This is a genomic window from Amycolatopsis sp. lyj-23 (genome assembly GCF_046549135.1).
Taxonomy (GTDB): Bacteria; Actinomycetota; Actinomycetes; order Mycobacteriales; family Pseudonocardiaceae; genus Amycolatopsis.
In genome coordinates this window covers 393,816-405,514 of the sequence record NZ_JAJPWN010000008.1, presented here as the reverse complement: position 1 = coordinate 405,514, position 11,699 = coordinate 393,816, and the positions used below count along the sequence as shown (strand labels likewise).

At 70.5% G+C, this 11,699-nt stretch carries 10 protein-coding genes; 4 read left to right on the top strand and 6 right to left on the bottom strand.

Annotated elements, in window-relative coordinates; translation table 11 throughout:
• Nucleotides 1–89 precede the first annotated feature (89 nt).
• Nucleotides 90–1,211, bottom strand: coding sequence for a PA containing protein (locus ACLJPY_RS22415; RefSeq protein WP_410591170.1), 1,122 nt, complete (start codon nucleotides 1,209–1,211; stop codon nucleotides 90–92).
• A gap of 213 nt (nucleotides 1,212–1,424) precedes the next feature.
• Here ACLJPY_RS22415 and ACLJPY_RS22410 point away from each other — a divergent pair, with 213 nt between their 5' ends.
• Together ACLJPY_RS22410 and ACLJPY_RS22405 are read left to right on the top strand one after the other, a co-directional pair.
• Nucleotides 1,425–2,519, top strand: coding sequence for an adenosine deaminase (locus ACLJPY_RS22410; protein WP_410591168.1), 1,095 nt, complete (start codon nucleotides 1,425–1,427; stop codon nucleotides 2,517–2,519).
• A gap of 101 nt (nucleotides 2,520–2,620) precedes the next feature.
• The gene (locus ACLJPY_RS22405; RefSeq protein WP_410591265.1) at nucleotides 2,621–3,817 is read left to right on the top strand and encodes an MFS transporter; all 1,197 of its coding nucleotides are present in this window, start codon (nucleotides 2,621–2,623) and stop codon (nucleotides 3,815–3,817) included.
• Nucleotides 3,818–4,457: 640 nt separating this feature from the next.
• On the opposite strand, the gene ACLJPY_RS22400 is transcribed toward ACLJPY_RS22405, so the two are convergent.
• Entirely contained in the window at nucleotides 4,458–5,717 is a 1,260-nt protein-coding gene (locus ACLJPY_RS22400; RefSeq protein ID WP_410591167.1) for a primosomal protein, read from the bottom strand.
• Nucleotides 5,718–5,868: 151 nt separating this feature from the next.
• Here ACLJPY_RS22400 and ACLJPY_RS22395 point away from each other — a divergent pair, with 151 nt between their 5' ends.
• Nucleotides 5,869–8,373: a DEAD/DEAH box helicase gene (locus tag ACLJPY_RS22395; RefSeq protein ID WP_410591165.1), complete on the top strand. Its 2,505-nt coding sequence runs from the start codon at nucleotides 5,869–5,871 to the stop codon at nucleotides 8,371–8,373.
• 10 nt (nucleotides 8,374–8,383) lie between these two features.
• Here ACLJPY_RS22395 and ACLJPY_RS22390 read toward each other — a convergent pair whose 3' ends face one another.
• On the bottom strand, nucleotides 8,384–8,965 hold the full coding sequence (locus ACLJPY_RS22390) for an NADPH-dependent F420 reductase (RefSeq protein WP_410591163.1): 582 nt from the start codon (nucleotides 8,963–8,965) through the stop codon (nucleotides 8,384–8,386).
• A 68-nt stretch (nucleotides 8,966–9,033) separates the two neighbouring features.
• Between ACLJPY_RS22390 and ACLJPY_RS22385 the strand changes: the two genes are divergently transcribed.
• Nucleotides 9,034–9,357, top strand: coding sequence for a winged helix-turn-helix transcriptional regulator (locus ACLJPY_RS22385; protein WP_410591161.1), 324 nt, complete (start codon nucleotides 9,034–9,036; stop codon nucleotides 9,355–9,357).
• On the opposite strand, the gene ACLJPY_RS22380 is transcribed toward ACLJPY_RS22385, so the two are convergent.
• The 3 genes from ACLJPY_RS22380 to ACLJPY_RS22370 form a co-directional block, all read right to left on the bottom strand.
• Entirely contained in the window at nucleotides 9,248–9,898 is a 651-nt protein-coding gene (locus tag ACLJPY_RS22380) for a hypothetical protein (RefSeq protein ID WP_410591159.1), read from the bottom strand. The genes ACLJPY_RS22385 and ACLJPY_RS22380 overlap by 110 nt on opposite strands.
• Before the next feature lie 365 nt (nucleotides 9,899–10,263).
• Complete coding sequence (locus tag ACLJPY_RS22375; protein WP_410591157.1) at nucleotides 10,264–10,458, bottom strand: ferredoxin; 195 nt, start codon at nucleotides 10,456–10,458, stop codon at nucleotides 10,264–10,266.
• A 36-nt stretch (nucleotides 10,459–10,494) separates the two neighbouring features.
• Complete coding sequence (locus ACLJPY_RS22370; RefSeq protein WP_410591155.1) at nucleotides 10,495–11,694, bottom strand: cytochrome P450; 1,200 nt, start codon at nucleotides 11,692–11,694, stop codon at nucleotides 10,495–10,497.
• Nucleotides 11,695–11,699 lie beyond the last annotated feature (5 nt).

Sequence of the window (11,699 nt, the reverse complement as noted above, 5' to 3'; positions counted from 1 at the left end):
CTGGAAGACGGGGGGCGGAGGCCCGCCCTCCCCTCCGAGCACGAAGAAGCCCCCGCCGGATCCCGGCGGGGGCTTCTCGTGTGGCGTGCTTACTCCGTGGCTTCTTCGGCGCCTTCGGCCTTGGCCTTCCCGTCGGCCGGCTTCGGCGCGCGGCCGTTGCGCGAGCTGCGGCGCGGCTGGCGCGGGGCCGGCGGGGGCGGGGCGATCTGCTGGACGGCCGGGCCGCCGCCGAGCATCAGCTCCGCGAAGGTCGCCATCGCCTCGTCGAGCTGGCCGCCGATGCGGCGGACGCTCTCGTCGTTGCTCCGGCGGACCAGCGAGTCGACCGAGTCGGTGTCCGGCTGCTTCGACAGCGTGCCCTCGACCTTCGACAGCCCCGCCTTGAGCGCGCCGTCGAGGTCGCCGATGCCGGACAGGAAGCCGTCCTCGACCTTGTCGAGGCGGCCGGCCAGGTCGTCCAGGCGGGTGGTGACCGTCTCGAGCCGGTTGCCCAGGTTCTCCAGCCGGTCGGACGCGTCGATCATCTCGCCGGTCTCGGTCAGCGCGACCTTGAGCGCCTCGGTGTTGGCGTCGATCCGCTCGTGCGTCGTGCGGCCCAGCTCGCCGACCCGCTCCTGCGTGACGCGGCTGAGCTCGTCGACCTTGCCGCGCAGCTCGTGGTCGGCGTGGTCGACCCGGTCGCGCAGCGTCGACTCGGCCTGCTCGATCCGCTCGCGGACCGGGCCGTGCACCGACTGCGGCAGCGAGTCGAGCTTCGCGTCCTGCTTGTCGAGGTGGCCGCCCAGCTCGTCGAGCCGGCGGTGGATGTTCTGGAGCTTGTCCTCGAGCCCGTCCATCCGGCCCGCGACGCCCTCGAAGCGCGCGGCGACGCCGTCGAGGCGGCCGTCGAGCTGCGCGAAGGGCTTGGCGAGCTTGTCGACGATGCTCTCGACGGCGCGGGTCAGGGCGGCGATCGCCGCGTCCTGGGCCTCGAGGCGCGACATCGTCTCGTCCAGGCGCTCGGCGAGGACGCTGGTCTCGGTGCGGTCGGGCATTTCGGACAGCCGCTTGCGGACCGCGCCCAGCGAGTCCACCGGCGCGAGGCGGGCGTAGATGTCGTCGAGCGCGTCGAAGATCTGCTGCTGCTCGCTCTCACGCACTTCGGCCGCGCGCACCAGCATGTTGCGCATCCGGTCGAAGGACGGGGCGGCAATGTGGTTGTCAGTGGTCACTGCTGTGTGTCCTTCGTCGGCGGGGAAATGGAGGGACGTGCCACGAAGCTTATCGATTGCAAAAATTGCTGTCTGTATGGCCCCCGTGAAGAGGCTATTGCGGAGGCCGCCCCCGGATGGCCGATTCGGGACGTGATCCTCGACGCTGAGGGTTAGCCCGAGCCGGAGAGTTACGGCCATGTAGGGGAATGACAACGAGGTTACCGTTGGGGGATGCCTGACGAAAGCCCTGTTCTGCCCACCGAGACACTCCGCCGCGCGCCCAAGGTGCTGCTGCACGACCACCTCGACGGCGGCCTGCGCCCGGCGACCGTCGCCGAGCTCGCCGAAGAGACCGGCTATGCCGGTCTGCCCACCACGGACCCGGCCGACCTGGGCAACTGGTTCCGCCGTGCGGCCGACTCCGGCTCCCTCGTTTCCTACCTGGAGACGTTCGCGCACACCTGCGGGGTGATGCAGACCGAGGATGCGCTGGTCAGGGTGGCCGCGGAGGCGGTGGAGGACCTGGCCGCCGACGGCGTCGTCTACGCCGAGGTGCGCTACGCACCGGAGTTGTTCGTCGAACGCGGTCTGTCACTCGATGCGGTGGTCGAGGCTGTGCAGGCGGGGTTCACGGAGGGCACCCGGCGGGTGGCCGCGAACGGCGGCACCATCCGCGTCGCGACGTTGCTCTGCGCGATGCGCCAGCACGCCCGGGCGCTCGAGATCGCGAACCTGGCCGTCCGCTACCGCGACGCCGGCGTCGCGGGGTTCGACATCGCCGGTCCCGAGGACGGATTCCCGCCGACCCGCAATCTCGACGCGTTCGAATACCTGCGTCAGAACAATGCGCACTTCACCATTCACGCGGGTGAAGCATTCGGTTTGCCGTCCATTTGGGAAGCGATTCAGCACTGCGGCGCCGAGCGGCTCGGGCACGGCGTGCGCATCGCCGAGGACATCAAGACCGACGCGGACGGCACGGTCCACCTTGGACGGTTGGCGGCCTATGTCCGCGACCGCCGCATCCCCCTGGAGATCTGCCCGACGTCGAACGTCCAAACAGGCACGGTCCGCTCGATCGCCGAGCACCCCATCGGGCTGCTCGCCAAGCTGCGCTTCCGGGTGACCGTGAACACGGACAACCGGCTGATGAGCGGATGCACGATGACCAGCGAATTCGCCGCGCTGCACGAGACGTTCGGCTATGGTCTCGACGACTTCCGCTGGTTCACCATCAACGCGATGAAATCCGCGTTCATCGATTTCGACGCCCGGCTCGCGCTGATCGACGACGTCATCAAGCCCGGGTACGCCGCGCTCGCCTGACCTCCCCCGCTTCGGACCGCAACCTGCTTGCGGTCCTTAGCCATGCCAACTATTGTTCACCATGTAGGAAATATTTCTCATATTTTGAGACGGTGGCGAAGATGGTGCAGGTCGCGAGCGGGCAGCAGGTCAGTCGACGGCGATGGCTCATCCTCGCGCTCGGGCTCGCGGCGCAGACGGCGAGCTGCTCGTTCCTCTACGGCATCCCGTTCCTGGTCCCGGCCATGCGGGCCGCCGAGGGGCTGACGCTGGCCGAAGCCGGCACGGTCGTCGCGGCGCCCAGCATCGGGCTGTTGTTCACCCTGATCGTGTGGGGCGCGGCTGCGGACCGTTACGGAGAGCGGCTCGTCATGGCCCTCGGCCTGGGTGCGTCGGGGTTACTCCTGGTGTACGCCGGGATAGGAAATCACCCGGTCGGGCTCCTCTTTGGGGTGTTCTTGGCGGCCGGCGCCTGTACGGCTTCGGTGAACGCGGCGAGCGGTCGCGTCGTGATGGGCTGGTTCGCGAAGTCCGAGCGGGGCGTGGCGATGGGGATCCGCCAGACGGCCCAGCCGCTGGGCGTGGGCGTAGCCGCGCTGGGCCTGCCGCCGCTGGCCGCGCACTTCGGCTTCCGGGCGGCGATCCTGCTGCCGGCCGGGCTGGCGATCGGTGTCGCGCTGCTGGTGGCGTGGCTGGTGACGGACCCGCCCCGGCCGCCCCGCCCGGTCTCCGGCGAGAAGCCGCCGTCGCCGTACCGGCACGCGGCGCTGTGGCGGGTGCACGGGGCGAGCGCGCTGCTGGTGGTGCCGCAGTTCGCGGTGACGGCGTTCGCGCCGGTGTACCTGGTGTCGGTGCAGCACTGGAGCGCGTTGTCGGCGGGCTGGTACCTGGCGGTGGTCCAGGTGCTGGGCGCACTGGGGCGGCTCGGGTCGGGCTGGTGGTCGGACCGGGCGGGCAGCCGCCTGCGCCCGATGCGGGTGCTGGCGGTGGCCAGCTGTCTCGTCATGCTCCTGGTGGCGCTCGGCGACGCGTCTTGGCCGTGGCTGGTGCTGCTGGCGCTGGCGTTGGCGGGGGTGATCACGGTGGCGGACAACGGCCTGGGCTTCACGGCGTCGGCGGAGCTGGCGGGCTTGGCGTGGTCCGGACGCGCGATGGGCACCCAGAACACGGGCCAGAACATCGCGGCCTCGCTGACCCCGCCCCTGCTGGGCCTGGTGATCGGCGACAGCAGGTACGCACTCGCGTTCTGCGTCGCGGCGGTGTTCCCGGCGCTGGCGGTGGCGGTGGTCCCGACCGGCGCAGAGCACCCACAGCCGTGATGCCCGCCCAATCACGCAAGATGCCCGCCGGATCACGCGAGATGCCCGCCCAGTCACGCGAGATGCCCGGCTGAGCACGGACCGACCCGCGGGGTACGCCGGTCGACCGTTCCGGTACGCGAGCCGACCCTCCAGGTACGCGAGCCGACTGTCTGGGTGCGCGAGCCGACCGTCTGAGTACGCGAGCCGACTGTCGAGGTACGCAAGCGACCGTCGAGGCACGCGGGCTGACCGTCGAGGTACGCGGGTCAGCCGCCTGCTGCACGCGCGAATCGAACCCGCAGCCCGCGGGGGCGCCCCCCGTCTCCAGCGTATCGGCCGCCGGTGACAGAAACCCGCCGACGAGAGGCACGCTCGGCCGGGTTGTCCACATTCCACCTGGGGTGTGGATCGGTCGGCCTGCGTAACCGGGATGGTCGACTTGCGTACGTGGAGGGTCGGCTGCGTACCTGGAGGGCCGGTCGGCGTGCCTGGACGGTCGGCCTGCGCACCCAGACGGTCGGGCTGCGTACCCAGACGGTCGGGCTGCGTACCCAGACGGTCGGGCTGCGTACCCAGACGGTCGGCTGGAGGATCGACGGACCTCAGACATGGCGAAGGCCGCCTCCCCAACCACGGGAGGCGGCCTTCGGAAGAACGATCAAGCCACCGTCAGGCGGTTCTCGAAAGTTTCGACGAGCTTCCGCCACGCGCTCTGCTCGGCGTCGAACGGGGCCGACGGCTCCAGGCGGGACGGGTCCGGGCGCAGGACGAACGACACCAGCCAGCCCAGGCTTTCGTTGCCCGCCAGTGCCGTCTCGGCCGAGTCGTCGCCCGCCCACTCCGCGGCGTCCGTGATCAGCTCGACCGCCAGCTCCAGCTGCGTCGGGTCGATCGCCTCCGGCCCTTCCGCGATGTCCGCGTCCAGGCCCGTCAGCACGTAGGTGTTCTCCGGGTCGACCTCGATCTCGAGCTCGCCCGCCGTGGCCTTGGCCAGGACCTCGTCCCACGTGGACACGTCCGCGAGGTCCGTGTCGGCCAGCTCCTTGCCGTCCGCCAGGGCGCGGGCCAGCGCGCCCGTCGACGTGAACACGTCGATCTCGCCCTCGCTGCCCAGGAACACCGGGGCGTCGTCGAGGTAGCAGCGCAGCGTGTAGTACTCCGCGCCGGACGTGATGATCTTGATCGGGTCGATGCCGACCTCGGCCCAGAACCCGACCGGGCCTTCTTCTTCCTCGATCGGGTCGTCGTCGTCTTCCGAAGACAGCGCCTCGAGGTCCTCTTCGCCCTCGGCGCCGGCCTCGGCCTCGGCGGACTCCTCGTGGAACGCGGCCAGCTCCTCGGCCGTCTGCTCCAGCACCTTCTCGTCGACCTCCGGCTGGGTGACCAGGCCGTCGATCGCGTCGAGCACGGTGTCCCACTTCTGCGACACCGTCTCGGACAGGTCGTTCCACACCTGCACGCCGACGCTCCCGGTGAACGGCAGCGTCCCCTGGTCGAGCAGCGAGAAACCCTCGGTCGAGTCGAGGATCTCGTGGACCTCCTCGAGGTCGCAGACGTCGGCGAGCGAGCGCACGATGCCGACGATCTCCGCCAGCTCCGCGATGTGCCAGACGTCCGGCTCCTCGGCGACCAGCTCCGGCACGCCGACGAGGTCGTACGTGTGGTCCTCGTCCGGGATCAGCTCGGGCACGTTCAGCGACGGCACCGCGTCCCACGCCGGGTGGTCGAGCAGGTCGTGCCGCTCGGACGTGCGCACGAAAGCGGCCAGGTGGGCGGCGTCGGCGAAGGCGTACAGGTCGTCCTCGTCGCCGAGGAACGCTTCCCACTCCTCGCCGTCTTCCCGCCAGCGCGGCGCCCACAGGGTGACGACGTCGCCCTGCGGCAGGCCGAGTTCGATCGGGATGATGTCCTGTGCCATTCCTAAGCCCTCCGGAGTACCGCCCGTGTGCGCGCGTGATGGGAAGTATCACCCAGTCCACGCGCGGTACCGCGAAGCCTACGGGTTTCGCACTCGCGATGCGATCGCCCCTGCCGACTTTGCGACGAGCGGATGGCACGATGGACGCCTGATGACTCTCACAGACCTCCTGCCTGCGGATCCCGACCCCGACGCGCTCTTCGAAGCCTTCACCACCTGGACGGCCGAACGGGGTATCGAGCTGTACCCGGCGCAGGAGGAGGCGGTGATGGAGGTCGTCTCCGGCTCGAACGTCATCCTCTCGACGCCGACCGGCTCCGGGAAGAGCCTCGTCGCCGTCGGCGCGCACTTCACCGCGCTCGCCCAGGGCCGCCGCAGCTACTACACCGCGCCCATCAAGGCCCTCGTCTCGGAGAAGTTCTTCCAGCTCATCGACATCTTCGGCGCCGACAACGTCGGGATGATGACCGGCGACTCCAGCGTCAACGCGGACGCCCCCATCATCTGCTGCACCGCCGAAATCCTGGCGAACATCGCGTTGCGCTTCGGTGCCGACGCCCCGGTCGGGCAGGTCGTGGCCGACGAGTTCCACTTCTACTCCGAGCCCGACCGCGGCTGGGCCTGGCAGGTGCCGCTGCTGGAACTGCCCAAGGCCCAGTTCGTCCTGATGTCGGCGACCCTGGGCGACGTGTCCTTCTTCGAGAAGGACCTCACCCGCCGCACCGGCAAGCCGACCGCGGTCGTCACGTCGGCGCAGCGCCCGGTCCCGCTCACCTTCCGGTACGCGCTGACGCCGCTGCACGAGACGATGTCCGAGCTGTTGAACGGCGGTCAAGCGCCCGTCTACGTCGTCCACTTCTCCCAGGCCGCGGCCATCGAGCGGGCGCAGACGCTGATGAGCATCAACGTCACGTCGAAGGCCGAGAAGGACGCCATCGCCGAGCTGATCGGCGACTTCCGGTTCTCCGCCGGCTTCGGCAAGACGCTCTCCCGGCTGGTCCGCCACGGCATCGGCGTCCACCACGCCGGAATGCTGCCGAAGTACCGCCGGCTGGTCGAGACCCTGGCCCAGTCCGGACTGCTCAAGGTGATCTGCGGGACCGACACCCTCGGCGTCGGCATCAACGTCCCGATCCGGACCGTCGTGTTCTCCGCGCTGACGAAGTACGACGGCGTCCGCCAGCGGCACCTCAAGGCGCGCGAGTTCCACCAGATCGCCGGCCGGGCCGGGCGCGCGGGGTACGACACCGACGGCTACGTCGTCGTGCAGGCGCCCGACCACGTCGTCGAAAACGCCAAGGCCCTCGAGAAGGCGGGCGACGACCCGAAGAAGAAAAAGAAGATCGTCCGGAAGAAGGCCCCGGAGGGGTTCGTTAACTGGACCGAGAGCACGTTCGAGCGCCTCATCGCGGCCGACCCCGAGCCGCTGACGTCCAGCTTCAAGGTCACGCACTCGATGCTGCTGAACGTGATCTCGCGGCCGGGCAACGCCTTCGACTCGATGCGGCACCTGCTCGAGGACAACCACGAAGACCGTGCCTCGCAGCGCAAGCTCATCCTGCGCGCCATCGCGATCTACCGCGCGCTGCTCGCCGCCAGCGTCGTCGAACGACTGTCCGAACCGGACGACCAGGGCCGGATCATCCGGCTCACCGTCGACCTGCAGTTCGACTTCGCGCTCAACCAGCCGCTTTCGCCGTTCGCACTGGCCGCGATCGAGCTGTTCGACCTCGAGTCGCCGAGCTACGCGCTCGACGTCGTGTCCGTTGTGGAATCCACAGTGGACAACCCGCGGCCGGTGCTCTCGCAGCAGCAGTTCAAGGCGCGCGGCGAGGCCGTGCAGGCGATGAAGGCCGAGGGCATCGAGTACGACGAGCGGATGGAACTGCTCGAGAACATCAGCTACCCGAAGCCGCTCGAGGAGCTGCTGCAGGGGGCCTTCCACAGCTACCGGCAGGGCCACCCGTGGGTCGCCGACTACGAGCTGTCGCCGAAGTCGGTCGTGCGGGACATGTACGAGCGGGCGATGAACTTCGTGGAGTACATCGGCTTCTACCAGCTGGCCCGGTCCGAGGGGCTGGTGCTGCGCTACCTCGCGGACGTCTACGACGCTCTGCGCCACACGGTCCCGGACGAGGCCAAGACCGAGCCGCTGCAGGACCTCATCGAGTGGCTCGGCGAGCTCGTCCGGCAGGTCGACTCCAGCCTGCTCGACGAGTGGGAGGCGCTGCGCCACCCGACCGAAGAGGGCCCGGTGTCGCACCGGCCGCCGGAGCCGCCGCCGGGCGTCACCCGCAACGAGCGCGCCTTCCGCGTCCTGGTCCGCAACGAGCTGTTCCGCCGGGTCGAGCTCTTCGCGCGGCGGGCGTGGTTCCCGCTCGGCGAGCTGGACGCGGACTCGGGCTGGGACGCGGACGCGTGGCAGGAAGCGATCGAGGACTACTTCGAGGAGTACGAGACGCTGGGCACCGGCCCGGACGCGCGCGGCCCGCAGCTGCTCATGATCGACCAGCAGCCGGACGTCTGGAAGGTGCGCCAGATCTTCGACGACCCGGCGGGCGACCACGACTGGGGCATCAGCGCCGAGGTCGACCTGGCCGCGTCGGACGAAGCCGGGATGGCGGTCGTGCACGTGACCGAGGTCGGCGCGCACTGACCGCCCGGCGTCAAGCCAGTGGCGTGAGGATCGCCTGGGCGTCTTCGCCCGCGAACCACAGCCTGATGGCGAACGCCGCCGTGGCCTCCAGCAGGGCCGCCTGGTCCAGGCCGCCCGCGGGCACCGGCCGGGCGCCGATGTCCCGGACCAGCGTGCTCACCGCGGCCAGCGCCGCCGGGTCGTCGCCGCACAGCGGCACCGACAGGGGACGGCCGCCGAACACCGGTGGGGTCAGCCGCCAGACGTCGACGTGGGCCAGGTTGAACGCCTTGACGACGTGGGCGTCCGTGGCGATCCGCGACGCCACCGGGGTCCCCGTCAGGCCGGGGTCGTTGCTGCAGTCCACCAGCACCTTCCCGGCGAGCGGGCCCGCCCCGGCGAGCACTTCGCCGATGGCTGCCGCGGGGACGGCCAGGAGCAGCACGTCCCCGAACGCGGCCGTCTCCCGCCACGATCCGGTCGCGGCGCCGAGCCGCCCGGCCAAGGCGGCGGGGTCCGAACGGCCGCTCACCATCAGCTCGTGGCCCGCCCGGGCCCACTGCGTGCCGAGCGCGTCCGCCATCCCGCCCGTGCCGAAGATCCCGATCCGCATGCGTCCTCCTCGTGCTTGGCTGGTACCAGCACGACGTTAAGGACCCGGGAAGGAACCGAACGGTAACCATGGACTTCCTCGCCGACTGCCGGACGCGGCTCGCGTTCGACCTGGTCGCCAACACGTGGAACCCGGTGGTGCTGTGGGCGTTGCGCGACGGGCCGCGGCGGCACGTCGACCTGCGGCGGACCATCGGCGGCATCAGCGCGAAGGTGCTCACGGAAACCGTGCGGCGCCTGGAATCCGACGGTCTCGTCGAGCGTCGCGAGGGCGCGTACGCGCTTACGCACCTGGGCTCGACGCTGCTGGCGCCGATCGAGGGCTTCGGGCGCTGGGCCGCCGAGCACGGCGATGACGTCGTCGCCGCTCAAGCGCGAGCACGCCCAGTGTGACCAGCTCCAGCGCGGGGAGCGGGTAGCCGAGCAGCAGGCCGGCGGTGACGTCGAACGCCGGTGCGGCGATCCCGGCCACGAACACCCAGGTGGGTGCGGTCGGTGGCTTCGCGGCGGGTGACCACGGCGTCTTGCGACCCGGTTTCGCGACCGACAGCCAGGCTTGGAACGCGAGGGCGCTCGCCATCAGCGCCGCGCCGGCGACCTGCGGCCAAGCGACGGCACCGGTGTCCGCCGACTCGCGCAACGCGGGCGACAGCAGGAAGATCCCGGCGTAGAGCTGGATCAGCGTCAGGGCGAACTTCGTGAGCACCCACCAGTGCCGGAGGTAGCCCCACGCGGTCGCGCCGGCGAGCAGGAGGCCGGTGAACGCGGAGACGTTGGCCATGGGGGCGAGCAGGACGGAATCGAGGCGGTCGGCCATCGCGGGCGCGCCCGCCGACATGAGCACGACGAGCGCGAGGGCCTGGCTCATCCAGGCGACCGAGGAAACGACGTGCAGCCACACCACGGACTGCCGCCAGCGGGGAGAAGTCTTCACGGGACCCAGGCTCGCCGGGCGGCGGCGCGGGCACATCGGGCGCGACCCGGGTTTCGTCCCGGACCCGCCGGGACCGGGTTTGCGCCCGCCGGAGTACGCCGCGGGGGGCGGAAGTACGCCCGGGGGAGTAACCGGATCTCGCGTGATCAGAGGCGGAAGTCGCGTGATCGGAAGCGGGACTCGTGTGATTGGGCGCGGAACTCGCGTGACTGGAGGGGCATCATGCGTGATCAGCGGGACATCACGGGGTTTGGCGGCCAGGACCGCGGCCGCCGGGTCGGTGATCAGCATCGCTTCGGTGAGCGGTGCGCGGTCCAGCAACGCCGAAGGCCACCTCGAGCGGGCTCGAGGTGGCCTTCGCGCGGTCAGTCCTGGAGCGAGAGGGCCTGGCTCGGGCAGACGTGCACCGCTTCACGCGCCTTTTCGACCAGCTCACCCTCGGGCTGGTCGTCGAGCACGATGACCGTGCCGTCCTCCTCGCTCTGGTCGAACAGCGAGGGCTCGGTGAGTACGCACTGACCGGCGCCGACGCACTTGCCGGTGTCCGCGATGATCTTCATGGTCCTCTTCTCCTGTGGTGGTTTGGCAGTTCGTCTCTACCAGGTCACCGGCAGCCGGTACAGGCCGTAGATGTTCGCGTCGTCCTTGAACGGCAGGTCGTCGACCGGCGCGGCCAGCGCCAGCTGCGGGATCCGGCGGAAGAGCGTGTCGAAGACGATCTGCAGTTCCATCCGGGCCAGGTTCTGGCCGAGGCACTGGTGCGGGCCGAACCCGAAGGCGACGTGGTGGCGCGCGCCGCGCTCGATGTCGAGCGTGTCCGGGTCGTCGAACGCGCGCGGATCGCGGTTCGCCGCGTACCCCAGCGCCAGGACCCCCTCGCCGGCGCGGATCAGCTGCCCGCCGACCTCGATGTCCTCGACGCACAGGCGTGCCGTGGCCGCGTCGACGATCGTCCAGTACCGCAGCATCTCCTCGACGGCGTCGAGCGTCTTGCCCGGGTCCGCCTTGATCACCGCGAGCTGCTCCGGGTTGCGCAGGAAGGCGACGGTGGACAGCGAGATCATGTTCGCCGTCGTCTCGTGGCCCGCCACCAGCAGCAGGAAGCCCGTCGCGGCGAGCGACTCCCGCCGGTAGGTGCCCTCTTCGCGGAGCTTGACGATCTGCCGGCCGAGCAGGTCGTCCGGCGGGTTCGCCTCCTTCTCGGCGATGAGGTCCGCCATGTACCCGCGGATGGTCTCGAACGCCGCCCGCCGCTCCTCCGGGGGAGTCGCGCGCTTGAGCATCTGCGCCGTGTGGACCTGGAAGAAGTCGTGGTCGGCGTACGGGACGCCGAGCATCTCGCAGATGACCAGCGACGGCACCGGCAGCGCCAGCGCCTCGACCAGGTCACCGGGCTTCGGGCCGGCCAGCAGCGCGTCGATCCGGCTGTCGACGATCTCCTGGATGCGCGGCCGCAGCGCCTCCATCCGGCGCACGGTGAACTCGCCGAGCACGGCCTTGCGGGCCGGGCCGTGCTCCGGCGCGTCCATGGTGATCATCGTGCGCTCGTCGCCTTGGCGCCGGAACCCGCCCTTGACCAGCTGCGGGAAGTCCGGGTGCTGCCGGTCGGCGCTGAAGCGCCGGTCGTTCAGCACGGTCCGGACGTCCTCGTGCCGGGTGACCGCCCAGGCGTGGCCGCCGTCGGGCAGCCGGACCCGCGAGACGGGCTCGCCTTCGCGGATCTCCTCGTACGCCGGCGGCGGCGCGAACGGGCACGTGCGGGTCATCGGGAATTCGCGCTCTTCGACGGTCGTCATGGCGT

Excerpts from the sequence above, each read along its gene's own strand:
- ACLJPY_RS22410 (WP_410591168.1), top strand. The coding sequence starts at position 1,425 with ATGCCTGACGAAAGCCCTGTTCTGCCCACCGAGACACTCCGCCGCGCG.
- ACLJPY_RS22405 (WP_410591265.1), top strand. The coding sequence starts at position 2,621 with ATGGTGCAGGTCGCGAGCGGGCAGCAGGTCAGTCGACGGCGATGGCTC.
- ACLJPY_RS22400 (WP_410591167.1), bottom strand. The coding sequence starts at position 5,717 with ATGGCACAGGACATCATCCCGATCGAACTCGGCCTGCCGCAGGGCGAC.
- ACLJPY_RS22395 (WP_410591165.1), top strand. The coding sequence starts at position 5,869 with ATGACTCTCACAGACCTCCTGCCTGCGGATCCCGACCCCGACGCGCTC.
- ACLJPY_RS22390 (WP_410591163.1), bottom strand. The coding sequence starts at position 8,965 with ATGCGGATCGGGATCTTCGGCACGGGCGGGATGGCGGACGCGCTCGGC.
- ACLJPY_RS22385 (WP_410591161.1), top strand. The coding sequence starts at position 9,034 with ATGGACTTCCTCGCCGACTGCCGGACGCGGCTCGCGTTCGACCTGGTC.
- ACLJPY_RS22375 (WP_410591157.1), bottom strand. The coding sequence starts at position 10,458 with ATGAAGATCATCGCGGACACCGGCAAGTGCGTCGGCGCCGGTCAGTGC.
- ACLJPY_RS22370 (WP_410591155.1), bottom strand. The coding sequence starts at position 11,694 with ATGACGACCGTCGAAGAGCGCGAATTCCCGATGACCCGCACGTGCCCG.